The organism is Nonomuraea turkmeniaca (assembly GCF_005889735.1).
Taxonomy (GTDB): Bacteria; Actinomycetota; Actinomycetes; order Streptosporangiales; family Streptosporangiaceae; genus Nonomuraea; species Nonomuraea turkmeniaca.
The window spans coordinates 26,569-50,307 of record NZ_VCKY01000053.1 but is presented as its reverse complement, the minus strand read 5'-3'; the positions used below and the strand labels follow the sequence as shown (position 1 = coordinate 50,307).

Genomic DNA, 23,739 nt, shown 5'->3' with positions numbered 1-23,739 from the left:
GGGCATGAGGAGCTGGTGGCGGCCGGGGGGACGTACGCGGCTCTGTGGCGGTCGTGGCATGGGGATCGCGCAGGTTCGGCTCATTGAGAAACCGGCTCTGGCGTGCCGTCGGGCGTTGGCTCCTACCAGGTGGGCCTGACGGCCGGCCGCACGGGCGGGACCTGCGCCAGCGGCACACTGCGGCGTGGCAGCGCGGGCGGCGCGTCCGAGGGACGGAACGGGCACACCGCTTCCAGCCACGGCAGTAGCCGCTTGGCGCGTTCACTCCTCCGCCCCTCCGGTCAGCTCACGCTTGCGGCGCAGCAGCGCGGCTCGGCGGGCATGGGCCCGTACGACCAGCACCAGCGCCACCCCGGCGAAGAGCCCTCCGGCCACCAGCACGAGCCCCAGCCCGGCGCCACGCTGGACGGCGACGACGGCCAGGACCGCGGTCGTGACGGTGGAGGCCACCAGGCCGATCCAGCCCGCGATCACCCGATCGGTCGCGAACAGCGGCACCCGGCGCGTCACCAGCCACCCGCCGTAGCCGGCCCACGTCAGGCAGAACACTGTGAACAGCGCGAACGCCAGATGAGTACGGCCCGGCAGCGGCCCCGGCTCACTCCCCCACAGCGCGGCCACGAACACCGCACCGGCAAGCCCCACCACCAGCGCCGCCACCGCCCGCACCCGCCTTCCCGGCGACAGCGACGACTCCAGCCGGTCGATCATCTCCTCAGCCGACAGGCGCGGCTCTTCTTCGGTCATGGCCGGTATCCCTTCTCCTCCAGATGCTGACGCAGCAGACGACGGGCTCGGTTGAGCCTGGACTTGACCGTGCCGACGGGGACCTGGCAGATCTGCGCACAGTCCTCCACCGACAGGTCCTCCAGGTAGAACAGGACGAGGATCTCCCGCTCCAGCACCGGCAGGCCCGACAGGGCGCTCACCAGGTCGGCACGATCCACCATGGCCTCGACCGGGTCGTCGACAGCGAGATCGCCCAGCTCGGCCGTTTCCTCGGCGTACTCGCTGCGCAGCCGGTCCGTCACCGACCGGCGGGCGATCGTGAACAGCCAGGGCGCGAACCGGCCGGGCTCCCGCAGCCGCGGCAGCCCACGGATCACGGCCAGCCAGATCTCCTGGGTGACGTCGTCAGCCCGCCCGGCATCCAGCATGCGCCGCACGTACGTCCACACCGGCGCCTGCCAGCGCGCCACCAGCTCGGCCACGGCCGCGCGCTCACCCAGTTGGGCCCGCACCACCAGCAGCTCATCGGTCATCTCGTCCTCCTGTCACCCTGCACAGTCGGAGAACAAACCGATCAGGTTCACGCACAGCCCAGGCCGCCCAGTTATGGTCATATTGACGATAAACCGGCGCGCACCTGGTTCTGTTCACTCAGATGTTCCTCACCGGCTGTCCCGTGGAGGATCCGGCGCTCCGCTCCCCCTCGCGGACGCCTCGATCGCCACGCTGGAGCAGGTGGCCGCCCGACTTCGGCCGGGACCGCCGCCTGCCCATCACCAACCGCCGGCGCGACACCACCTAGAGTCCTGCGCCTGAAATTCGCCATGGGCTCGTGTGCTGACGTATGTGGCGCATCCGGACCGCCCGCGGCGGAGATCCACCTGACCGGAGCCCGGGCCGTTCATGCCGCACTCCCCCGCCCGGGGCACGTCTCCTCGCTTGCCAGGGGCACCATCAACGCTTGCCGCAGACCCTACTAGGGCACGTTCGAGACGATCTCGCAGCGGGCTGCGATGTCGACGCCCGCCTCCCCATCGCAGTCGTCCGGGGCATCGGGGCCGCCATCGAGGTAGTCGTTGTGAGGGCCTGCCCTGAGCGTGTCAATACCGTCGCCACCGTCGAGGAGGTCGTTGCCGCCTGCCGTCCCGACGGTCATGGTGACGTTGAAGTCGGTGTTGTCGCCGAACAGTGAATCGTTGCCCGCACGGCCGGAGATCACATCCCGGCCGGCGCTGGTGACGGTGGCATCCACAACGGCGCTGTCGCCGACGAGAAAATCATCCGCGCTACCGCCGATGATCCGGTCATTGCCCGAGCCGATCGCCCTCCCGCCTGCGGGGTCATTGATGTTGTGGTCCCCGATCGCCGCGAAGCCGCCGTCAGCGCCCACGTCCAGGAGGTCGTCCCCGCCGTTTCCGCTCGCGTTCTGGGCAGCGTTACTGTCACCGATCAGGAGTTCGAGGCCAGGCCCACCCAAGATGATGTCGTCCCCGGCGCCCGCGGCGTCGCCGACAGTTGAGCCGGAGTCGCCTACCAGGTGTTCATCCCCGGTGCCGCTGTCGGCGCCGCCGTCCAAACGGTCCCTACCGCCACCGGATGCGCTGCGCCCCCGGCTGTCGCCCGTCATGAGGTCATTGCCGTCGCCACCGTACAGGCCGTCGTTCCCACCGCCCGTGGCGGTGCCGTTGGGGGCGTAGCTGTCGCCGTTCATGAGGTCGTTGCCGTCGCCGCCCACCAGGCGGTCGTTGCCGCTACCGGAGGCGTTCCCGGCCGAACGGAACATGTCGCCGTGCACGCCGTCATCGCCGATACCGCCGTCGAGCTGGTCGTTGCCCAGTCCGCCGGCGAGAATGTCGTCTCCGGCCATGCCGCAGATCAGGTCGTTGCCCAGCTGCCCGTCGATGACATCCGCACCCGCGGTTCCGACGATCACATCCGGGCCCGGGGTTCCGCTGGTGGGCGTGTTGGGTGCCGCGATGATCGTGGCCGGCACGCCGAAGCATGTCGGCGGCTGCACCCTGGCGGCGGCCATCCCGGAACAAGCGATCATCGCCGTTGTGAGGACGCTGACCAACCCGGCTGCGGCGATCGACCTGGGCAGGCGCCCCGATCCGGCGGATCCCGCCGCCTTCGAATGGTTTGCGACGTATGTGTGGTGTTGCGCGGTCGTTGCCTCATATCCTTCTGTCACAATTAGCAGTCTTAACATCACTAAACGGATACGAAGTCGCGCCACACCGTCGATCGTTTTGCAGTGGATCACGGATCCATCGCCTGGTCTCCGTTGATCGGTCTGGTGTTGTCCGTCAGCGATCCAGCCCCGGACAGCCTGCTCCACACCTGCGCGTTAACCGGCTCTGGTTCAGCACACGTACTGGCCGGCGTACTCCTCAGAGGGTGCGATGGGGGTGATGACGTCGATCAGGACGCCGTTGGGGTCGGCCACGACGAAGTGCCGCTGCCCGAAGTCCTCGCTGCGCAGCTCGAGCTCGGGTCGCAGCCCTTCCCCCGCGACGAGCCGTTCCCACTCGGCATCCACGTCCTCCACCTCGAAGTTGAGCAGCAACCCCTGCACAGGAGCGCGATATCCCTCGGGCAGCGTCGGGTGCCGGTAGTCGAGGAGCGCGAGCTCGTACGACAGCGGCCCCGGCCGCCGCAGGGTTTGGACTGCTCGTCATATTCGCTATGAAAACCTAGGTGTCTGCACTGATCTCATGGTGGCGCTCGTTCGGGTTGGCGGTGACGGCCAGGCCTCGGGGGCAGGATCACTTTGCCAGGCCAGTGCGCGTCAGTGAGACGCCCCGCCGATCTGGTTGCCTCGTGAGAACCCCGAGCCTTGCACGCCCGCGACGTAACGGGCCGGTTCTGGCCAGGCAGGTAAGGGCGAGGCGGGCATCAAATCGTTCACATGTTCTACCCGGCAGGGCCAAGTGTTGGTAGTCTTTTGGTCACTGACCGTGAAAGCCGGAGCCGGGGCGGGGGTGGATGCATGAGCAAGCTCACCGCGACGGCGACCTGCACTGCCCATGGCGCGATCGTGGAGCAGACAGGTCAGGTCGTCCCGCAGCCGCTGCTGGCCCAGCGGGTGGCCTGGCTGACCGGTCTGGCGCGGGACCTGACGGCCGAGATCGTGGCCGGCCGGTGGAGTGCGGCGGATCTGGACGCGCTGGCGTGCGGGGTGGGGCTGGACGGGCGGGCGTTGCCGGCCAAGGGCTGGATGGCCCTGCGGAGGCTGGGCTGGAGTGTAACCCCGGCCCCGGGCGTGCATGTCTGCGATCGGGTGCTGCGCTGCGCCCAAGAGCAGGCTGCCCGCCTGTTGCGGCTGGCTTTGCACCGCCGCGAGCTGGTGGCGGCGATCCTGGCGGCCTGGCCGCGCGATGCGGGCAGGCGCACCGACGCCGAATGGGCGGCGTTGCGGGCGGTGTTGCCGGATGGGGTGGGCGCGGCGGAGATCCGCAATCGCAGCCGGCAGATCCGCGCCTACCGCGATGCGCAGGACGGCGTGCTGCCGGTGGATCTGACCGAGCTGGAGGGGCCTCCGGCGTGTGCGGCGCAGATCGTGCTGGCCGCGGCCGACCGGCAACTGGCCACCCTGGAGCGCACCGGCGAGCACTGCGCCCGGCTGCGGGTGAAGCTGCCCCTGACCGCCTGCCCCGCCTCCGCCAGGGACTGGGCCTGGCACCTGCTGCCGATCGCCCTGCCGCCGACCGTGGCGCCGGAGGCGAAACTGTGCGCCCCCACCCTGCGCGTGCGCCACGGCCGGGTGCGCGTCGATCTGCCGTCCAGACGCCGATCGGCAACTCGCCGACCTGCGCAAGCTCCTCGATGACCCGGAGGTGCGGACGGTTCGGCTGGCCGACGTCGCATTCGACCTCGGCGAGATCGGGTACGGGTAGCGGTCTTCGGCGGGCTCAGCGGCGATCCGCGCCCTGTTCAGCGCCATCGGGGTCACAGAGGCGCGATCGTCGCCTGGCACCGCCCCCTCTCCCGGACGATAGCCTCATGTTTGTGGCAGACCTTGCGTGAAACGGCGGCTGGGAGGTGTGGTCGGGTCGCTCCTTTTGTGGGATCCCCACAACGCAGCAGCCCAGCCATGAGCGATGCGGACATTGGTGTATCTGCCGGCAATCGAGCAGGGTTGAAATAGGTGCAGGCGACGCTCCGGAACCCGGACGTCGCCTTCTGCGCGTAGGTATTGGGAGGCTCAGCCGGTGTTCAGTCGTGTCGCCATCGTCAACCGTGGAGAGGCCGCGATGCGGCTCATCCATGCCGTCCGAGATCTTTCGGCGGAGACCGGGGCGCGGATCGAGACGGTCGCCCTCTACACAGACGCCGACCGCAACGCGACCTTCGTCCGAGAAGCGGACATCGCCTACTCGCTGGGCCCCGCCTCGGCCCGGCCGTACCTCGACCACGCCGTCCTGGAGCAGGCGCTGACGGAGACCGGGGCCGACGCCGCGTGGGTCGGCTGGGGGTTCGTCGCCGAGGACCCGGCGTTCGCCGAGTTGTGCGAGAAGATCGGCGTCACCTTCGTCGGGCCGAGCGCGGAGGCGATGCGCAAGCTCGGCGACAAGATCGGCGCCAAGCTCATCGCCGAGGAGGTCGGCGTCCCGGTCGCGCCGTGGAGTCGCGGCGAGGTCGCGACCCTTGAGGACGCGTTGCGCGCCGGAGACGAGATCGGCTACCCACTGATGCTCAAGGCGACCGCGGGCGGCGGCGGGCGTGGCATCCGCATGGTCGCTTCGAAGGAGGGCCTGACCGACGCCTACGAGCGCACCAGCCTGGAGGCGCTGCGCGCGTTCGGCTCCGGCGTGGTCTTCCTCGAGCGCCTGGTCACCGGCGCCCGGCACGTCGAGGTCCAGGTCATCGCCGACGGGCAGGGCACCGCGTGGGCGCTGGGCGTCCGGGACTGCTCGGTGCAGCGGCGCAACCAGAAGATCATCGAGGAGTCCGCCTCGCCGGTCCTGTCGATCGAGCAGACCGCCGAGCTGAAGGCGTCGGCCGAGCGGCTCGCCGTGGCCGTCGGCTACCGCGGCGCCTGCACCGTCGAGTTCCTCTACCACCCAGGCGAGAAGCTGTTCGCCTTCCTCGAGGTCAACACGCGGCTGCAGGTCGAGCACCCGATCACCGAGATCACTACCGGCACCGACCTGGTCCGGCTGCAGTTGCACGTGGCGAACGGCGGGAAGCTGGAAGGCCCCCTGCCGGGCGAGGCCGGCCACGCCGTCGAAGCCCGGCTCAACGCCGAGGACCCCGACCGTGACTTCGCGCCCGCCCCGGGCCGCATCGCCCGCCTGGTGCTGCCCACCGGGCCCGGCATCCGCGTGGACACCGGCGTCAGCGAGGGCGACATCATCCCGGCCGACTTCGACTCGATGATCGCGAAGATCATCGCCTATGGTCGTGACCGCGCGCAGGCGCTCGGCCGGCTGCGCCGCGCGATGGCCGAGACCACAGTGATCATCGAGGGCGGCGCCACCAACAAGAGCTTCGTGCTCGACCTGCTCGACCAGCGCGAGGTGATCGACGCGAGCGCCGACACCGGCTGGATCGACCGTGTACGCGCCGCGGGCCGCCTGGTCAACCACCGGCACTCCGCGATCGCCCTGGCCGCCGCCGCGATCGAGGCCTACCAGGACGAGGAAGAAATCAGCATCCAGCGGCTGCTGTCCACCGCGCACGGCGGGCGCCCGCAAGTGCAGCACGACTCGGGCCGCCCACTGGACCTCAAGCTCCGCGGCGTCGGCTACCGGGTGAGCGTGGCGCGGGTCGGGCACAGACGGTTCCGCGTCGGCATCTCCGCAGGCGGTGACGTGCACTCGGCGGACGTCGAGGTCGAGCGGTTCGACGCGCACAGCGGCCAGATCGTGGTCAACGGCCGCCGCTTCCGGCTGGTGTCGGCCACGCACGGGCCCATCCACCTGGTCGAGGTCGACGGCGTGACGCACCGGATCAGCCGCGACGAGGGTGGTGTCGTCCGCTCTCCCGCACCCGCGCTGGTGGTCGCGACACCCCTGTCAGTCGGTGACGAGGTCGAGTCGGGCGTGCCGATCCTGGTGCTGGAGAGCATGAAGATGGAGACGGTGCTGCGCGCGCCGTTCCGCGCCCGCGTCCGTGAGTGCCCGGTGTCGGTGGGCAGCCAGGTGGAGACCGGGGCGCCGCTGATGCGGCTGGAGCCGCTGCCCGACGAGGGGGCCGACGAGGCGGACTCGCCCGCCGGAACGGTCGAGATCGTGCTGCCCGCGGAGCCCGCGGGGGGATCCGCGGCCGAGCGCGTCGAACGCGGCCTGCAGGACCTGCGCAGCCCGCTGCTCGGCTTCGACGCCGACCCGCACGACCGCGAGCGGGTGCTGCCGGCCTACCTGGCCGCACGCGCCGAGCTGAGCGAGCCGCCGATCGAGGGCGAGCTGGACCTGCTCACCGTGTTCGCCGACCTGTCCGAGCTGAGCCGCAACAAGCCGGGCGATGAGCTCGACGTGGAGCCGGACAGCCAGGTGCACAGCCCGCGCGAGTTCTTCCACAGCTACCTGCAGAGCCTCGACGTCGAGCGCGCCGGCGTTGCAGAAAGTTTCCAGGCCAAGCTCGGCAAGGTCCTCGCCCACCACGGCATCGCCGGCCTCGACCGCACGCCGGAGCTGGAGGCCGCGGTCTTCCGGATCTTCCTGGCCCAGCAGCGGATGAGCACCGGCGTCGCGATCGTGTCGCAGCTGCTGCGCCAGTGGCTGGCCGGCGCGCCGCCGCTCGAGCCACTCAGCGAGCGCGCCGGGCTCGCCCTCGAGCACCTCGTCGAGGCCACTCAGGTGCGCTTCCCCACAGTGTCCGACCTGGCCCGCGGCGTGGTGTTCCGCTGGTTCGCCCAGCCGCTGCTGCGCCGCAACCGCGCCAAGGTCTACGCCGCCGTGCGCAACGAGCTGCGTTACCTGGACCGCAACCCGGACGCGCCGGACCGCGCCGAGCGGATCCAGGTCATGGTGGCCTGCGCCGAGCCGCTGGTCCGGCTGATCGGTCAGCGGATCGGGCGGCCCGGCCGCGACCACGCGCCGCTGCTGGAGGTGCTGACCCGCCGCTACTACGGCAACCGCGGGCTCGCCGACGTCACCGCGGTCGACGCCGCCGGCTGCCGGTTCGTCACCGCCGAGCACACCGGCCCGGACGGGGTGACCCGCGTGGTCGCCACCGCCGCCGACATCGCCGCCCTGCCCGACGCCGTCGGCGCGGTCGGCACGTTCGCCGCCGACGCCGCCGACGTCGCCGAGCAAGGGCTGGTCGCCGACCTCTATGTCACGTGGGAGGGCCAGCCGGACGCCGATGCGATGGCGGTGCGGCTCGGCCAGCTCCTCGCCGAGCACGCGCTGCCCGCGGGCGTCCGCCGGATCACCGTCATCGTCGCCGGCACCAGTGGCGCCGTGATACACCACCACTTCACCTTCCGGCCCGACGGAGCTCGTGGCGCGGGCTTGGCAGAGGACCGGCTGATCCGCGGCCTGCACCCGCAGATCGCACAGCGCCTGCAGCTGCAGCGGCTGCGCCATTTCGACCTCACCCGGCTGCCGTCCGCGGACGAGGAGGTCTACCTCTTCAAGGCCGTCGCGAAGAGCAACCCGGCCGACGAGCGGCTCATCGCGATGGGTCAGGTCCGGGACCTGACGCCGCTGCGTGAGGCCGACGGCAGGTTGGTCGCGCTGCCCGCGGTGGAGGACGCGCTCACCGCCGGTCTGGACGCGATCCGCAACATCCAGGCGCAGCGACCCCAGAACAAGCGGTTCGACACCAACCGCATCATGATGTACGTCTGGCCGTCGACCGAGCTGACCACCGACGAGCTGAACGCGCTGGTCCATCGCATCCTGCCGACCACAGCGGGCGCGGGGCTGGAGGAGGTCCAGTTCGTGGCCCGCCAGCGCAACGCCGCCGGCGAGCTGAGCGAGGTCTCCGTACGGATCACCCTCGACCCGGGCAACGGCGCGAGCCTGCACGTCGGCAAGCCGTCGACGGAGCCGGTGCAGCCGCTGGACGACTACCGCCAGAAGGTGCTGCGCGCGGCCCGGCGCGGGAACGTCTACCCGTACGAGCTGACCAGCCTGCTCGCCGGGCCGGAAGGCGGCTTCGTCGAGCACGACCTCGACGACCATGGCGTGCTCGTGCCGGTGGACCGGCCGAAGGGGAAGAACTCCGCGGCGATCGTCGCGGGCGTCGTCACGACGCCGACCGAGCGGCACCCCGAAGGCGTCACCCGCGTGGTCCTGCTCGGCGACCCGACGAAGGCACTGGGCGCGCTGTCGGAGCCGGAGTGCTCGCGGGTGATCGCCGCGCTCGACCTCGCCGAGCGGATGCGGGTCCCCTTGGAGTGGTTCGCGTTGTCGGCGGGCGCGCGGATCTCGATGACCTCGGGCACCGAGAACATGGACTGGGTCGCGGCCGCCCTCAAGCGGATCGTCACGTTCACCCAGGACGGTGGCGAGATCAACATCGTGGTCGCCGGCATCACCGTCGGCGCCCAGCCTTACTGGAACGCCGAAGCGACGATGCTCATGCACACCAAGGGCATCCTGGTGATGACGCCGGACTCGGCGATGGTGCTCACCGGCAAGCAGTCGCTGGACTTCTCCGGTGGGGTGTCGGCCGAGGACAACTTCGGAATTGGCGGCTACGACCGCGTCATGGGGCCGAACGGCCAGGCACAATACTGGGCGCCCAACCTGCCGGCCGCCCGCGACGTGCTGATGGCGCACTACGACCACACCTACGTCGTGCCCGGCGAGACGGCGCCGCGGCCGGCCCGCACCGCCGACCCGGTCGACCGCGACGTCTCCGAGTTCCCGCACGCGATCGCCGGCAGCGACTTCACCACCGTCGGCCAGATCTTCTCGGCCGAGCACAACCCCGACCGCAAGAAGCCGTTCGACATCCGCACGGTGATGCGGGCCCTGTCCGACCAGGACCACCCGGTCCTGGAGCGCTGGGCAGGCATGGCTGACGCGGAGACGTCCGCGGTGCAGGACGTTCACATCGGCGGTTGGCCGGTCTGCCTGATCGGCATCGAGTCGCGGTCGGTGCCGCGGCGCGGCTTCCCACCCACTGACGGGCCGGACACCTACACCGCGGGCACGCTGTTCCCGCGGTCGTCGAAGAAGACCGCACGGGCGATCAACTCGGCGTCCGGCAATCGGCCGCTGGTGGTGCTGGCGAATCTGTCCGGGTTCGATGGCTCTCCGGAGTCGATGCGCAAGCTTCAGCTGGAGTACGGCGCGGAGATCGGCCGGGCGATCGTCAACTTCGACGGGCCGATCGTGTTCTGCGTGATCTCCCGCTACCACGGCGGCGCGTTCGTGGTGTTCTCCAAGGCGCTCAACCCGAACATGACCGTGCTGGCGCTGGAGGGCTCGTTCGCCTCGGTGCTCGGCGGCGCCCCGGCGGCTGCCGTGGTGTTCTCGGGCGAGGTGAACAACCGCACCGCGACCGACCCGAGGGTGACCGAGCTGCAGACACAGGTCTCGGCAGCCAGCGGTGCCGAGCGGGCGGCGCTGCACGTCCAGCTCGCCGAGGTGCAGTCCGCCGTCCGGGCGGAGAAGCTGGGGCAGGTCGCCGCCGAGTTCGACCGGGTGCACAGCATCCAGCGCGCGGTCGAGGTCGGCTCGGTGGACGCGATCATCAGCGCCGCCGAGCTGCGGCCGCGGATCATCGAGGCGATCGAGCGCGCAATGATGCGGCGAACGTCTGCTGGGTCGTGATCAGGCGCGGCAGGCAGGCGGGTGCTGTCGGTATGGGGGGACGGACATCGGAAGATGATGGAGAACCCAGCCGAGTGGCTGTCGTGGACGGAATAGCCGGTGGCGAGGTTCACGACCCGGGGCCGGGACGGCGGGCGAACCATTCACGTGCGTGTCGGCGCGCTACCCGTGGTGGAGGAGGTCGCCGGGCTGGCAGTCCAGCTCGCGGCAGAGCGCGGAGAGCGTGGAGAAGCGGATCGCCCGCGCACGCCCGTTCTTCAGTATCGACAGGTTCACGATCGTCACGCCGACCCGGTCGGCGAGCTCGGTCAGGGTCAGCCCACGCTCGGCCAGCAGCTTCTCCAGGTGGACGGTGATGTGGTGGTCGTCTTCTGGCGGCATCAGACCAGGCCCTGGACGTCGTGGCGAAGCCGGCTGCCCTGGCGGAAGAATTCGGCCAGGGCCAGGACACCGAAGCCGACGATCCATGCCCAGTTGTAATCCTCCGCGGCGTGCAGGGCCGCTCCTTGCAGCGGGGTGCCGGAGACCAGTGCTTGCAGGATCCACTGGTCCACCCCTGGGATCGCCGCGACGCAGAGCAGGAGTATGCCGATCGCGGAGAGCCTTCTCGCGTTCTTCGGCGTGAAGGGATCACCCTCGCGGAAGCTGCGCAACAGCAGCAGGAGGAACACCGCGACGGCGCAGAGCACCAGCATGAGCAGTAGCTCGGGCAGGATCAGAAGGAAGCTCTGCCAAGGGCTCGGCTTGGCGATGGTCAGCGTGGCGTGGAAAGCGGGCTCGACGAGGCTGACCGTGCCCGGCGGGCCGGTGGGCGTGGGCGCCGGATCGTCAGCGGTGGTGGCGGTCGCGTAGGGGTTGACGGAGACGTAACGCGTGTTGGTCCTGGACTCGCTGAAGACGGCGTAGAGGCTGAGCACGAGCCCGATCAGAGCGACACCGAGCCCCAGCCACACGGTCAGTTCGAGGATGCGGATGCTTGCCTGCGGTCTGGCCACGGCCGCTCCCTAGTCAGGATATCGATTTTCGATAACAACGATAAACGATAAGGGGAGAGCGGGCAAGCTTGTCTCGCCGCGGGGCCAAGGCGGGCGCGGGTGGCAGAGCTTCGTGGGATGGTCCACCAAGTCGATCAACGAACTGATCGAAAGCCACTGGGACCGGAGCTGACCGCCGAGGCGGACCGACGCTTCCACCGCCTGCACACCGAGGCGGTGGACACCTGAGGTTCGTCCACGGCACTCACTCCCGCGCAGTGGCTGGAAGGTCCCGGCACCGTTGCACGGTCAGCGGCGATACCTGTACCTGGGAGGCGGCCGAGGGGGATCTTAGTGAACAGGTGGCCGGACTGATCAGGATTCGAGAAGCACTGGTCACCGAGCCGTGGATAACGTGACGGACATGGACATCACCATTCATACGAGCTTCCTTCCGCACGACGACCCGGACGCCGCCCTGGCCTTCTACCGCGACACCCTCGGCTTCGAGGTACGCAGCGACGTCGGACACGGCAAGATGCGCTGGATCACGGTAGGCCCTGCCGACCAGCCCGGCACGTCCATCCTCCTCGCGCCGCCGGCCGCCGACCCCGGCATCACCGAGGACGAGCGCCGCACCATCACCGAGATGATGGCCAAGGGCACCTACGGCTGGATCCTGCTGGCCACCCGGGACCTCGACAGCACCTTCGAGCAACTGCAGGCCGGCGACGCCGAGGTCGTCCAGGAGCCGACGGAGCAGCCGTACGGCGTTCGCGACTGCGCCTTCCGCGATCCCGCGGGCAACCTGGTCCGCATCCAGGAGGTTCGCTGAGCCGTTCAGTAATCGATTTGGCCCTTGGCCGCGGCGGAGAATGCGGCGGCCGGCGCTTCCAGGCCCCTGTCCTCGACTCACCCTCGACGGCGGCCGGGGCGTCCTCTTCGAGGGCACACCAGCTGACCTCGCCCCCACCGGCGAGCACCTCGCTATGTAGCCCAGGTGCTCGCGCATCGATGAAAGGAGTTCTCTCATGTGTCATCCCGCATGGGGGCGCGCACGTACAGAGGCACAGCGCCGGAACGACCTTGCGCGACTGCGCCGCGTCCGTGACCGGATCGACCGGGAGTACGCGCAGCCGCTGAACGTCGAGGCGCTCGCTCACAGCGCGCACATGTCGGCCGGGCACCTCAGCCGGCAGTTCCGGCTCGCCTACGGCGAGTCGCCGTACGCCTATCTGATGACACGTCGCATCGAGCGCGCGATGGCGCTGCTGCGCCGTGGCGACCTCAGCGTCACCGAGGTCTGCTTCGCGGTCGGCTGCTCGTCGCTGGGCACCTTCAGCACCCGCTTCACCGAGCTGGTCGGCATGCCGCCCAGCGCCTACCAGCGCCGCGCCGCGGGCACCGCGGCGGGCATGCCGTCGTGCGTGGCGAAACAGGTGACCAGGCCGGTCAGGAATCGAGAAGCGCCGGTCGCCGAGCTGCAACCAGCGTGACGGACGTCGTCCCTATGGACGGCACCGGCCCATGCTCGGCAGTGATGCCGGATCAGACACCGACCCGGACGGGTTCGGGGTGAGGACGGTCTCCACGAGCTCCAGCGCGCCCCGTTCTGCGTCGGTGAAGTAGTTCGCCCACGACAAGGTGAGTCTCACGTGGCGATGTCGGGGCTCTGCCTCCTGCGTGCTTCGAGCGCGTCCAGAATCAGCTCCAGGCCGTAGCCGAACTCGCGTGTGTGGTCGTAGCCCGGCTGCAGGGCGTGCTCGACGATCATCTCCGTGAGGTACGGCAACTCGTCCGCCGGCAGGTGCTCGAGGATGCCTCCGGCCACTTCCTCGACATCGTCCGGCGTCTTCATCGGCAGGCTCGCCTCCTGGAGGACGTACCCGCTGATGTAGCTGTCGATGAGCGAGACAGCGTGCGCGGCCATGGGCAGCGTGAACCCCGCCTCCCGGAGGACGCCGAGGACGGCGTCGTGGTGGCGTAGCGTCGCCGGTCCCGGGTTGCGACGGGAGTCCATGAGACCGAGAGCCCATACGTGCTGCGACAGGACCGCACGAGCGGAGGAAGCGCGTGCTCGGATCGCGTCCCGCCAATCGCCGCACTCCGCACTGGGCAGCTTGATCGCCGCGAACACCACATCCACCACGCCGTCGAGGATTGCGTCCTTGTTCGGTACGTGGTGGTAGAGCGACATCGCCTCCACGCCCAGTTCCTGCGCCACCCGTCGCATTGTGATCGCCTCCACGCCGCCCCGATCCGCGACCCGGATCGCGGCTTCCAGCACGCGTCCTTTGCTGAGCGGTTGCCGTGGTGGTTTCGGTGGTGATGGCAGTGGCACGACGGCTCCAGAGTACGGGTGGGTTGACAATCTTACATGTGTAAGTCAGCCTTACGGGTGTAAGTGTGTCTGTTTCACGACGCGCCCCTCCGGGCGAGAGGAGATCTCGATGCCGATGCCGAGGTGGTGGGGGCACGTGAACAAGCGCGTGTTCAACCCCCGCGCGATCGCGGGCGGGAAGTGGCCGGTGCTGACTCACGTCGGTCGCATCTCTGGCGCGACGTTCCGCACGCCGCTCGATGCGTACCCTGTCGACGGCGGCTACCTGTTCGTTCTGGTGTACGGATCGGGCTCGGACTGGGTGCAGAACGTCCTCGCGGCCGGCGGTGCGCGGCTCCGGGCCGAGGGGAGGGAGGTGGAACTCGCCGCCCCACGCCTCGTCGGGGAAGATGAGGCGTTCCGGTCCCTCTCCGATGAGGTGGCACGCCCACCGAGGTTGCTCCGCATCACCGAGTTCCTCCGTATGGACCTGGTCGCAGGCTGACGACCGACGTCCAGCGCGGAGCCTCCACCACCGTTACGAACATCGCACTGAGGACAGCATCGACGTCCCGCAGAGTGTCGTTCGCCAAATCTTCGATCCAACGATTTCTGTCCGTTCAGCCGGATCGCGGATCTCGATCGGCGCCATCATGGAAGCCGCCGCGGCTACCGCTGTGGCGGTGAGGAGTCCACACCGCCGGTAGCCGGCCGCGATCGACGTGCCTCTTCGTCGCGGCCGAGCGCCGAGAGGACGACGCCGAGGCCGGCCAGGGAATGGGCGAGACCGGCGCGGTGCCGCTCAGGGGAGGCCGCGGCCAGTTCCCGGCGAATGGTGACCGCCTCTTCCGCCAGGGGCAGCGCTTCGGCCGGCAGGCCGCGTTCGGTCAGGGTCACGCCGAGGTCGGCGAGCACCTCTGCGAGGTCGGCCAGGTAGCGGCCGGGGGAGGCCGCGGCCAGGCCGCGGTAGACGGCTACCGCTTCCTGCTCGGCGCTCAGGGCCTCGGCCGGCCGGTCCAGCTCCGCCAGAGTCGTCCCAAGGTTGATGAGGGCATCGGCGAGGTCGGCCAGGTAACGGCCGGGGGAGGCCGCGGCCAGGCGCCGGTAGAGAGCTACCACTTCCTGCTCAGCGTTCAACGCCTCGCCAGGCCGGTCGAGCTCGGAGAGGGTCACGCCGAGACTGGTCAGGCAGGTGGCGAGCTCAGGCAGGTAGAGCTCGGGGGAGACCGCGGCCAGGCGTCGGTAGAGGGCGATGGCCTCTCGCTCGGCGCTCAGGGCGTCGGCCGCGCGGTCCAGCTCCCCGAGATGCACCGATTCCATGAGCGACCGAGCCCGCCTGCTCCCGTCGCCCTCGTCCGGGACTTCCGCCACAGCTCATCTCTCCATCGACATCAGGCGGCAACCGCTGCGGTGCCGCTCTTTGCTGAAAGGCGCTGGTTCCCTACGCGCACTGGGTTGTCGTCGGCCCGGTCGAGGGGGATGGCATCGCCGGCGCGCAGCCATAGTTCGTGCAGACCTGCGGTGAGGCGGCCACGGCGGGCGCCGCGGTCACCGTGGCGAAGGCCACGGTCGCGGCGGTTACGAGCCCCAGAAGAGAGATGCCGCGTCTCATGGCGTTATGCCTTGTCGCCCCACGCCACGAGTGACGGGTTGCTCGGTTCATCTGTCCTCCGAATTCGGCGGTCTTGAAGCTCGTGCGCACGGATGTCCCTTCGCAGGGTGGCCGATCAACGGGTACGGGATCACGGGACTGGCCGCGATCATCAGCGGTCGCCGAGCCCGATCGGCGAGCAGGCCGGGACAGGTCACACGTCCGTGTGACCGTCCCGGCGGTTCCCAGTGGCAAGCGGTCCCCGTGGCGCTTGCCCGCCGAGCCCCGCGGCACCAGGATCGTGGCGGCAAGATTGTTCGGCACCCCTCATCAGGCAGGCAAACAATGCTTTCTCGGCGCATGGCTCACGTCCGCGCCTCCCCAGCCAGTGGCGGCGGTCCTGACGCCGACCGGCATTCAGGCCTGCAACGCACGCGATCGGCGAGCGGGGAGTCAACAGTTTGATGTAATCAGCGGGCACGTCTGAACCGTCTTCGTCGTCTGGTGAATGGAGTCCCGTAACGGTGGTGGGCCGTCGTGAAAGTCCGGTGGATCCGGCAGCGGGACCGGTCCAACGCTTTGCCTCCGAGTTACGCAAGCTGCGTCAGGAAGCGGGCGGCCTCACCTATCGGGCCATGGCCAAGCGTGCCGGCTATTCGGTCACCACGCTGTCGCAGGCGGCGGCAGGTGAGCGGCTGGCTTCACTGCCCGTCGTTCTCGCCTTCGTGGAAACATGCGGCGGAGACGTCTCCGAATGGGAGCGCCGCTGGCAGCAGGTCGCTCATGAAGTGGCCCGCGAGCGGGCGGACGATGACGGTGCCGCCGGACCGTACCTTGGCCTGGCCCCCTACGACACGCAGGATTCCGGACATTTCTTCGGACGGGATCGGCTCGTCGAGGAATTGCACGAGCTGCTTCGACGGCATCGTTTCGCCGCGGTGTTCGGCCCTTCGGGCAGTGGCAAGTCGTCCCTGTTGCGCGCCGGGCTCGTGCCTGCCGCACGCGGGGAGACGACGCCCACCGGCGAATCCTTCGGGCAGAGCCGGATACTCACACCAGGCGAGCACCCGATGCGGCACGCCGACCAACTCCTCCCGGGCGAGGGCGACTCCGACACGCTGATCGTGGTCGACCAGTTCGAGGAGGTGTTCACGCTCTGCCAGGACCAGCCCGAGCGGGGGCAGTTCATCGACCTGCTGCTCAACGCGCGGCAACCGCACAGCCAGATAAAGGTGGTCATAGCGGTGCGCGCCGACTTCTACGGGCGATGCGCCGAGCACCGCGAGCTCACCGGAGCCCTGCGCGAGGCCAACCTGCTGGTGGGGCCGATGAACCAGGAAGAGCTCAGAGAGGCGATCGTCCGGCCGGCCATGGCCGAGGGCTTGACCGTGGAGCGAGCACTGACGACCGCGATCCTCGCCGACGTCGCCGACGAGCCCGGGGCGCTTCCACTGATGTCGCACGCGCTGCGGGAGGTCTGGCGCCGCCGTACGGGGAAGATGCTGACCTTGGACGCCTACGAGAGCGTGGGCAGAGTTCACGGGGCGATCAGCCATACCGCGGAGGAGCTCTATGCCGGCCTGTCGCCGGCACAGGCGAGCATCGCCCGGCGGATCCTGCTCAGGCTGATCAATCCGGGCGAGCAGGCCCAGGACACCCGCCGTCCCGCCGCCCGGGCCGAGCTGGACCCGTACGAGGAGTCGGACACCGCCCTGGTCATCGAGCACCTGGCCAGGGCCAGGCTGCTCACGCTGCACCAGGACACCGTGGAGCTCGCGCACGAGGCCTTGATCGAGTCGTGGCCGCGACTGCGTGGATGGGTGGACGAAGGACGCGATCGCCTGCGCGCCCATCGGCAGTTGACCGACGCGGCCAAAGCATGGGAGGCGCATGGCCGGGATGCCGGGCTCCTCTACCGGGGGGCCCGCCTGGCCGTCGTCGACAAACTGTTCATCGAGCCGGGGAACCGCGACGACCTCACACCCCTGGAACGGACCTTCGTTGACGCAAGCGCGGCACTGGCCCGGCGCACGTCCCAGAGGCGGGTCGCCGTCTCGGCCGTTCTGGTGGTCTTGCTGGTCGCCTCCATGGTCGCGGCGGGAGTCGCCATCCGGCAGGCCGGCCTGGCCGACGATCGGCTGGAGGAGGCGACGGCCCGGCTGGCCGCCAGGCGCGCGGACGTCCTGCGGATGAGCGACCCGAAGCTGGCTCGCCGATTGAGCGCCGCGGCCTGGCGGATCGCCCAGGTCCCCGAGGCCAAGAGCGAGCTGATCAACTCGATGGCGCTCCCCTTGGCAGACGTGGTCACCGCCCCGTACAGCGCGACGGACCTGGTGCATGGGCTCAGCGTGGATGGCACCATGCTGGCCGTCTACACACCCGGTACGGCGGTCGAGCCGGGCGCACTGCGCGTGCTTGACCTGGCCACGAAGAAGGAGGTCGCGAGCGCGAGATGGACGGGGCAACGTGTCTCGGAAGTGGTGTGGAGTCCTGACGGCCGTACTCTGGCGGTGGACGACGGGACCAACGCACAGCTGTGGACCGTCGGCGCCGGAGGCCTGACGGACCTCGGCGTGGCATTCCCCCACCTCGACCCCACGAAGTTCAGCCCGGACGGGCGCTTTCTCCTCGGGGTCCGCGATGGGACGAACGAAGCCTTGAGCATCGCGGACCAGACACGCGTGCTCGACCAACCGGTCAGTGCCATCAGCCCGGACGGCCGGCTGGCCCTGGTCATCCCGGCGAAGGCCAAGGAATCCACGAGCACCCCGTCGGCCCCCGGCAGCAGGGCGAACTCCGGGCGGAGGGTGGAGCTCTGGGACATCGAGCAGCGCAAGCCGCTCCGGGCCCCCTGGCTACCGGAAACCGCCACGGAAGGCGTGTTCAGTCCAGACGGGAAACGCCTGGCCGTCTCGACCGACGACGGTGTCCGGCTGTGGGAAATCTCCTCGGGCAAGGAGGTCCTGAGCCCCCTGCTTCCGCCTGCGGAACGTGTGGAGTTCAGCCCCGACGGCCGGTTCCTGGCCGGGACGCGGGGTGGGGGATGGGTGCTCCTGTGGCGGGTGGACGACGGCACACTGTTGATGAGCTCCTCGGTTCTCTCCGGAGTTGTGGGAGCCGATCCCCGTATCTCGCCGGATGGCCGGGTTCTCCGGGTGATCGGCCAGTTCGGCACGGTGAACGTCCTGGACATATCCCCCTACACCCGTTCTGAGGTGCTCGCTCCGGGGAGCGCCAAGCGGCTGTTCAGCCCTGACGGCCGCTTCCTGGTGACGGCGAATCACCGAAAGGGCAGGCCGGAGGTGCGCATTTGGGATGTCGCCGCGCGGAAACCCGTGAGCGGCCCGCTACCCGTCGACGATCTCCCCGAAAAGGACCCTACGGAGACGGCGTACTCCCCGGTGTTCAGCCCCGATGGGCGCACGCTCGCGCTCACCCACACCGCGTCCCCCGTGGTGACCTTGTGGGACGCCGCGAACGGCCGCAACATCGGCGCATTGCGCGTCCGGAGACAGGGAGCCGTCGGAGTCTTGTCCGTGGCCTTCTCCCCCGACGGCAGAACCGTCGCGGTCGCCCCCCTCAGCGCGAACCCAGACACCGAAGAGGCGGTCGACGGCCTGGAGTTCGACGACCTGGAGTTGTGGGACGTGAGAGCCACACGATGGATCCGCACCGTCTCCGGTGCGGGATCAGGGGTTCTGCTCTTCGAGCCGGACGGGCGCCGGTTGCTCGTCGACGGATCCGGCAAGGGGCGAATCCTGGTCGACACCACCACTGGAGAGATGCTCCAGCACCCATCCGACGCCCGCGCCGCGGGAGAGATTCTCCTCATCGAGAACAGGGCCGCGATCGGCGACATGGACGGACGTTTGACGTTCTGGGACAGGGAGTTGCGCAGGCCCCTGGCCCCGCCGCAGATCGCGCACACGGCATCGATCAGCGCTCTTGTCCCTTACCCGCAGGGCGGACTCCTCGCCACCGTCGCCGGCGAAGGCGAGTTCGGCATCCAGCTATGGGACTGGCGGGGATATCAGCGGATCGCCTCACCGATCAGCTTCAACACCCGGTCCGTACCGGCCGTGGCCTTCAACCGGACCGCTCTCCTCGTCTCATCCACCGACGGGGCCTTACGGGAGATCACCGTCGATCCCGGCACCGCCACCGCCGTGATCTGTCACCGGGACGGCGGCCTGTCTCCTGCCGAGTGGCGACAACACATCCCAGAACTGGCCTATCAAAAGACCTGCCACTGACGATGCCCGGCGTCGGACGGGCGGGGACCAACTGAAGGCCGACATCACCCGCACCGCCGACGTAAGCCGCAGAGTCGCTGAAACCGCTCCTTCTCCGGCGCTGTTGTAGTGGGTGGCAGATGTGAGTAATGAGTTCTTTTCTCTTTGTTAGTTTCCAACCAGTAACTTGCCGGGCTTTGCTGGAAGAGACCGACTGTTTGCGTCCTTGTTGAATGAGGAGTTCTCCGGGGGCCGCACCTCACCGCCGTTGGCGCTTGTCCATCATCAGGCTCAAGAGACACGACCGAGCGTGACTGCCGTCTGAGACATCCTTCAGGAGGCCGTCATGGCTCGTTCTCGTATCGTCTTCTCGCTCTCGCTGGTCGCGGCCATCGCGCTGGTGGCGCTGGTGCTCGGAGTGGTGGGTGGCCGGGCGACGAGTTCGGCCGGGCAGGCAACGGGCGGCGGCTCGGGCGGCGCGGCGAGCGGCAAGAAGATCGACGTGATCATCAAGGCGAGCGACTCCTCGTTCTGGCAGACGATGATCGCTGGGGCGAAGCAGTCGGGCGCGGATTTCGGTCTCAACGTGAGCACCTTCGGTCCGACGTCCGAGACGAACATCGACCAGCAGGTGCAACTGGTGGAGAACTCCATCTCCCGGGGCGTTGACGGGCTGGTCATCGCACCCAACTCCTCCAGCGCCCTGAACTCGGCGATCGACCGGGCCCGCAAGGCGGGTCTCAAGGTCATCACCGTGGACAGCCGCGTTACCACGGACTCGGAGGGGTTCATCGGCACCGACAACGTCAAGGCCGGGACGCAGGCGGGCAAGCGCATGTGCGAGCTGCTCAAGGCGCAGAACAAGACGAGCGGCAGTGTCATGATCGAGTCTTCGGTGGCCGGCATCCAGTCACTCGTCGATCGGGACGCCGGCTTCAAGCAGGGCATCGCGAACAACTGCCCACAGGTCAAGGTGGCGCTGCAGCGCTACAACAACAACGACATCAACACCGCGGCGGCGCAGGTCAACGATGCGCTGACCGCCAACCCGGACCTGGCGGGCGTGTTCGCTGACAACAACACCTCAGGTGTCGGCGCGGCTCGGGCGATCCAGGACAACCGCGCCACCGAGACCGTCCCCGTCGTGGCGTTCGACTCCGACCCGCAGGAGAACGCGGCGCTGGCCGCAGGCACCATCGACGCGCTGGTGGTGCAGAACCCCTACTTCTTCGGTTACCAGGGTGTCCTGGCGGCCGGGATGGCCACGGTCCAGCGCATCCCGCCACGTGACATCGATCCTGGAGCGGTCGTGGCCGACAAGAGGAACATGACAGAGCCCGATGTGAAGCAGCTGCTGAACCCGCCCACGATGAAGGCGGAATGATGGTCCGTCCAGTCGTCGAACTGCACGGCGTCTCCAAGGCCTTCGGCCCCGTCCAGGCCCTCAGCGACGTCTCGCTCGGCCTGGTCCCCGGCCAGGTGAACTGCCTCGCCGGGGAGAACGGCGCCGGCAAGTCGACCCTGATCAAGGTACTGACGGGTGCGCTGCGGCGGGACAGCGGCAGCTACGAGATCGACGGTCGGCCGGTCACCGCGCCGAGCCCCGCATCCGTGCGCGCGGCCGGCGTCCAGGCCGTCTACCAGGAGCTCAGCCTGCTGCCCCACCTGTCGGTCGCGGAGAACCTGTTCATGGGCCGCCTCCCGGCGCGTACCGGGATCATCGCCAGGAGCCGGCTGCAGAACCGCGCCAGGAAGGCGCTCGACGAGGTCGGCCTGACGGATCTCAGCCCGCAGGCGATCGTGGAACGGCTCCCGGCCGCCACGCGCCAGCTCGTGGAGATCGCCAAGGTGCTGACCGCGGACTCCGTCAAAGTGATCGTCTTCGACGAGCCCACCACGGCGCTCACCGAGGCGGAGTCCGAGCGACTCCTCCAGCACATCCTGCGGCTGCGCGAGCGCGGTATGGCGATGCTCTACGTGACCCACCGGCTTGAGGAGATGTTCGAGATCGGCGACTGGGTGACCGTCCTGCGGGACGGGAGTCTGTCCGAGGCCGGGCCGATCAGCGACTACGACGAGGACCGGCTGATCACCGCCATGGTCGGCCGGGAGATCAGCTCTCTCTATCCGGAGACCCACCGGCAGGCAGGAACGCCCGCGCTGCGTGTCCGGGGGCTGCGCCGGTTCGACCGCTCGCCGAGCATCGACCTCCACGTCGGGAGCGGGGAGATCCTCGGCATCGGAGGGCTGCTGGGAGCGGGACGGAGCGGGTTGCTGCTGTCCATCTTCGGCGCCGCTCCCATCGTGGCCGGCCAGCTGGAGGTCGGGGGCAAGCCGGTGAAACCGTCAGGACCATGCGCGATGATGAACGCCGGGGTAGGGCTCCTCACCGAGGATCGCAAGGTGCTGGGACTGCTGCCGGAGCTGTCGATCCGGGAGAACGTCACCATCGCGAGCCTGCGCAGCGGCTCCCGCCGTGGTCTTCTGCCCGGCCGCGAACAGGTCGAGGAGGCGGACCGGCTGCTCGACAGCCTGCGGCTGCGTGCCGGTTCCTACGACCAGCCGGTGTCGACACTGTCCGGCGGCAACCAGCAGAAGGTGCTGCTCGCCCGATGGTTGCTCACCAAGCCGAAGGTACTGATGTTCGACGAGCCCACGAAGGGCATCGACGTCGGGGCCAAGGGCGAGCTCTACACCGTCATCGGGGACCTGGCGGCGAGCGGGCTGGGGATCATCGTGGTCTCGTCGTACCTGCCGGAGCTGCTGGGGCTCGCCGATCGTATCCTCGTGCTGCGCGACGGGGCAGTCGCGGGCGAGCTTCCCGGATCCGCCACCGAGGAGGACGTGCTCCGCCTGGCGAGCGGTAGCGGAGGCGCCGAGCCCGCCGCCGAAGACGGGAGTCCGGACGGTGGCCCATCGCTCTCGGACGAGGTCCCGGCCTCTGAGCGCACGATTCCACCGACGATTCCACCGACGCCTCCACCGACGCCTCCATCGACGCCTCCACCGACGCCAGACGACCCAGGAGGGGTGAGCCGCGATGCCTAAGCTGATCTGGCGCGAGCCGATCGAGACCACCACTATCACGAACAGGCCCCCCGGCGGCGAGACGGACGATGCGTCGGCACTGGAGACGGTGCCGCAGCCCCGGCAGGCGCTCGAGCCGAAGGGCGAGCCGAGGCGACGGGTCATCACGCTGGGAGACATCGCTGGACGGGAGAGCGGTGGGCTCGTCGTGCTGCTCGTGGCGATCGGCGCCCTCACACTCGCCAGCGACGAGTTCCTCACCGGCAACAACCTGTCCAACCTCGCCCGTCAGGTCGCCATCTTCGGGATCATCGCGGTCGGCCAGCTCCTGGTCATCCTGACAGCGGGGATCGACCTGTCGGTCGGGTCGATCCTCGGCCTGTCAGGCGCCTCCACCGCGCAGCTCCTGGTCGCAGGCGTGCCGATCCTGCCGTCGATCCTGCTCGGAGTGGGGATCGGCACGGCGCTCGGGATCGTCAACGGCCTGTTGGTGACCCGTGCCCTGCTACCGCCGTTCATCGCGACCTTGGGCATGCTCGGCATCGCCCGCGGAATGGTCCTGGTCAGCACCGACGCCCAGACCATTCAGGGCGTACCGGAGGCATTCCAGGTCATCGCCAACGGCACGGTCCTGGGAGTCCCCAACCTCCTCATCATCGCCGCCGTGGTCACCGCCGTGATGTGGTTCGTGCTCACCCGGACCGTCTTCGGCCGCTACATCTACGCCGTCGGCTCGAACCCGGAATCGGCCCGTCTCGCGGGCGTCCCCGTCCGCATGGTGACGATCTCGGTCTACATGATCTCGGGCCTGCTCGCCGGTCTCGGCGGGGTGCTGCTCGCCTCCCGGCTGGGAGCAGGAATCCCCACCGCCGGCACCGGCTTCGAGCTCAGCGCGATCGCCGCCTGCGTCATCGGCGGCGCCAGCCTCTTCGGCGCGAAAGGCAGCGCGATCGGCGCCGCCACCGGAGCGCTCATCATGGGCGTGCTCAACAACGGCGGCAACCTCCTGGCGATCAACGCCTTCTACCTCCAGATCGCCATCGGCGTGCTCATCCTCGTCGCGGTCGGATTCGACCAGCTGAACACCAGGCGGTCGGCCGCAAGCGGCGGTTGACACGGGCGTCCGCGCCGAATG

18 protein-coding genes and 1 pseudogene are annotated in these 23,739 nt (G+C 69.3%); 10 read left to right on the top strand and 9 right to left on the bottom strand.

The window, feature by feature from the left end; genetic code table 11:
- Positions 1-261: 261 nt before the first annotated feature.
- From ETD86_RS17930 to ETD86_RS17920, 3 genes are all read right to left on the bottom strand, one after another.
- On the bottom strand, positions 262-747 hold the full coding sequence (locus tag ETD86_RS17930; protein WP_246147976.1) for a hypothetical protein: 486 nt from the start codon (positions 745-747) through the stop codon (positions 262-264).
- Positions 744-1,262 carry an RNA polymerase sigma factor gene (locus ETD86_RS17925; protein WP_138667297.1) on the bottom strand — a complete coding sequence of 173 codons (519 nt, stop codon included), beginning with the start codon at positions 1,260-1,262 and terminating at the stop codon, positions 744-746. Before ETD86_RS17925 ends, ETD86_RS17930 begins: the two co-directional genes overlap by 4 nt.
- 443 nt (positions 1,263-1,705) lie before the next feature.
- Positions 1,706-2,722: a calcium-binding protein gene (locus ETD86_RS17920; protein ID WP_170223134.1), complete on the bottom strand. Its 1,017-nt coding sequence runs from the start codon at positions 2,720-2,722 to the stop codon at positions 1,706-1,708.
- Between ETD86_RS17920 and ETD86_RS55190 the strand changes: the two genes are divergently transcribed.
- Positions 2,706-3,017 carry a hypothetical protein gene (locus tag ETD86_RS55190; protein WP_170223133.1) on the top strand — a complete coding sequence of 104 codons (312 nt, stop codon included), beginning with the start codon at positions 2,706-2,708 and terminating at the stop codon, positions 3,015-3,017. The genes ETD86_RS17920 and ETD86_RS55190 overlap by 17 nt on opposite strands.
- Before the next feature lie 74 nt (positions 3,018-3,091).
- Here the strand turns inward: ETD86_RS55190 and ETD86_RS17915 are convergent.
- Positions 3,092-3,391: pseudogene (locus tag ETD86_RS17915) on the bottom strand (VOC family protein); the annotation flags it as partial.
- 327 nt (positions 3,392-3,718) lie between these two features.
- On the opposite strand from ETD86_RS17915, the gene ETD86_RS17910 reads away from it, so the two are divergent.
- Both ETD86_RS17910 and ETD86_RS17905 read left to right on the top strand, forming a co-directional pair.
- On the top strand, positions 3,719-4,558 hold the full coding sequence (locus tag ETD86_RS17910; RefSeq protein WP_138667295.1) for a hypothetical protein: 840 nt from the start codon (positions 3,719-3,721) through the stop codon (positions 4,556-4,558).
- 382 nt (positions 4,559-4,940) lie between these two features.
- Positions 4,941-10,460 carry an ATP-binding protein gene (locus ETD86_RS17905; protein WP_138667294.1) on the top strand — a complete coding sequence of 1,840 codons (5,520 nt, stop codon included), beginning with the start codon at positions 4,941-4,943 and terminating at the stop codon, positions 10,458-10,460.
- Positions 10,461-10,622: 162 nt separating this feature from the next.
- On the opposite strand, the gene ETD86_RS17900 is transcribed toward ETD86_RS17905, so the two are convergent.
- Together ETD86_RS17900 and ETD86_RS17895 are read right to left on the bottom strand one after the other, a co-directional pair.
- On the bottom strand, positions 10,623-10,841 hold the full coding sequence (locus tag ETD86_RS17900) for a helix-turn-helix domain-containing protein (protein WP_138667293.1): 219 nt from the start codon (positions 10,839-10,841) through the stop codon (positions 10,623-10,625).
- A complete protein-coding gene (locus ETD86_RS17895; RefSeq protein WP_138667292.1) occupies positions 10,841-11,455 on the bottom strand; it encodes a DUF2975 domain-containing protein in 615 nt (204 codons plus the stop codon). Before ETD86_RS17895 ends, ETD86_RS17900 begins: the two co-directional genes overlap by 1 nt.
- 403 nt (positions 11,456-11,858) lie before the next feature.
- Between ETD86_RS17895 and ETD86_RS17890 the strand changes: the two genes are divergently transcribed.
- Positions 11,859-12,269: a VOC family protein gene (locus ETD86_RS17890; protein ID WP_138667291.1), complete on the top strand. Its 411-nt coding sequence runs from the start codon at positions 11,859-11,861 to the stop codon at positions 12,267-12,269.
- 196 nt (positions 12,270-12,465) lie between these two features.
- A complete protein-coding gene (locus ETD86_RS17885; protein WP_138667290.1) occupies positions 12,466-12,930 on the top strand; it encodes a helix-turn-helix transcriptional regulator in 465 nt (154 codons plus the stop codon).
- 12 nt (positions 12,931-12,942) lie between these two features.
- On the opposite strand, the gene ETD86_RS57015 is transcribed toward ETD86_RS17885, so the two are convergent.
- Both ETD86_RS57015 and ETD86_RS17875 read right to left on the bottom strand, forming a co-directional pair.
- Positions 12,943-13,089, bottom strand: coding sequence for a hypothetical protein (locus ETD86_RS57015; protein WP_211370120.1), 147 nt, complete (start codon positions 13,087-13,089; stop codon positions 12,943-12,945).
- Positions 13,086-13,721 carry a TetR/AcrR family transcriptional regulator gene (locus ETD86_RS17875; protein ID WP_138667289.1) on the bottom strand — a complete coding sequence of 212 codons (636 nt, stop codon included), beginning with the start codon at positions 13,719-13,721 and terminating at the stop codon, positions 13,086-13,088. Before ETD86_RS17875 ends, ETD86_RS57015 begins: the two co-directional genes overlap by 4 nt.
- A 190-nt stretch (positions 13,722-13,911) precedes the next feature.
- Between ETD86_RS17875 and ETD86_RS17870 the strand changes: the two genes are divergently transcribed.
- Positions 13,912-14,259, top strand: a complete 348-nt coding sequence (locus ETD86_RS17870) for a nitroreductase family deazaflavin-dependent oxidoreductase (protein ID WP_246147975.1) — start codon at positions 13,912-13,914, stop codon at positions 14,257-14,259.
- Positions 14,260-14,423: 164 nt separating this feature from the next.
- On the opposite strand, the gene ETD86_RS17865 is transcribed toward ETD86_RS17870, so the two are convergent.
- The gene (locus ETD86_RS17865) at positions 14,424-15,125 is read right to left on the bottom strand and encodes a tetratricopeptide repeat protein (RefSeq protein WP_138667287.1); all 702 of its coding nucleotides are present in this window, start codon (positions 15,123-15,125) and stop codon (positions 14,424-14,426) included.
- Positions 15,126-15,869: 744 nt separating this feature from the next.
- On the opposite strand from ETD86_RS17865, the gene ETD86_RS17860 reads away from it, so the two are divergent.
- From ETD86_RS17860 to ETD86_RS17845, 4 genes are all read left to right on the top strand, one after another.
- Complete coding sequence (locus ETD86_RS17860; protein ID WP_138667286.1) at positions 15,870-19,598, top strand: nSTAND1 domain-containing NTPase; 3,729 nt, start codon at positions 15,870-15,872, stop codon at positions 19,596-19,598.
- A 325-nt stretch (positions 19,599-19,923) separates the two neighbouring features.
- Positions 19,924-20,961: an ABC transporter substrate-binding protein gene (locus ETD86_RS17855; RefSeq protein ID WP_138667285.1), complete on the top strand. Its 1,038-nt coding sequence runs from the start codon at positions 19,924-19,926 to the stop codon at positions 20,959-20,961.
- Positions 20,958-22,625 carry a sugar ABC transporter ATP-binding protein gene (locus ETD86_RS17850; RefSeq protein WP_211370119.1) on the top strand — a complete coding sequence of 556 codons (1,668 nt, stop codon included), beginning with the start codon at positions 20,958-20,960 and terminating at the stop codon, positions 22,623-22,625. Before ETD86_RS17855 ends, ETD86_RS17850 begins: the two co-directional genes overlap by 4 nt.
- Positions 22,618-23,718 (top strand): ABC transporter permease, encoded by a 1,101-nt coding sequence (locus ETD86_RS17845; RefSeq protein WP_138667284.1) that lies wholly within the window; start codon positions 22,618-22,620, stop codon positions 23,716-23,718. The genes ETD86_RS17850 and ETD86_RS17845 overlap by 8 nt, the downstream gene beginning before the upstream one ends.
- Positions 23,719-23,739: the final 21 nt, after the last annotated feature.

Bases quoted from the DNA above. Each gene is read 5' to 3' on its own strand.
- ETD86_RS17900 (WP_138667293.1), bottom strand. From the start codon at position 10,841: ATGCCGCCAGAAGACGACCACCACATCACCGTCCACCTGGAGAAGCTG.
- ETD86_RS17910 (WP_138667295.1), top strand. From the start codon at position 3,719: ATGAGCAAGCTCACCGCGACGGCGACCTGCACTGCCCATGGCGCGATC.
- ETD86_RS17885 (WP_138667290.1), top strand. From the start codon at position 12,466: ATGTGTCATCCCGCATGGGGGCGCGCACGTACAGAGGCACAGCGCCGG.
- ETD86_RS17930 (WP_246147976.1), bottom strand. From the start codon at position 747: ATGACCGAAGAAGAGCCGCGCCTGTCGGCTGAGGAGATGATCGACCGG.
- ETD86_RS17925 (WP_138667297.1), bottom strand. From the start codon at position 1,262: ATGACCGATGAGCTGCTGGTGGTGCGGGCCCAACTGGGTGAGCGCGCG.
- ETD86_RS17850 (WP_211370119.1), top strand. From the start codon at position 20,958: ATGATGGTCCGTCCAGTCGTCGAACTGCACGGCGTCTCCAAGGCCTTC.
- ETD86_RS17890 (WP_138667291.1), top strand. From the start codon at position 11,859: ATGGACATCACCATTCATACGAGCTTCCTTCCGCACGACGACCCGGAC.
- ETD86_RS17845 (WP_138667284.1), top strand. From the start codon at position 22,618: ATGCCTAAGCTGATCTGGCGCGAGCCGATCGAGACCACCACTATCACG.
- ETD86_RS17855 (WP_138667285.1), top strand. From the start codon at position 19,924: ATGGCTCGTTCTCGTATCGTCTTCTCGCTCTCGCTGGTCGCGGCCATC.
- ETD86_RS55190 (WP_170223133.1), top strand. From the start codon at position 2,706: ATGATCGTGGCCGGCACGCCGAAGCATGTCGGCGGCTGCACCCTGGCG.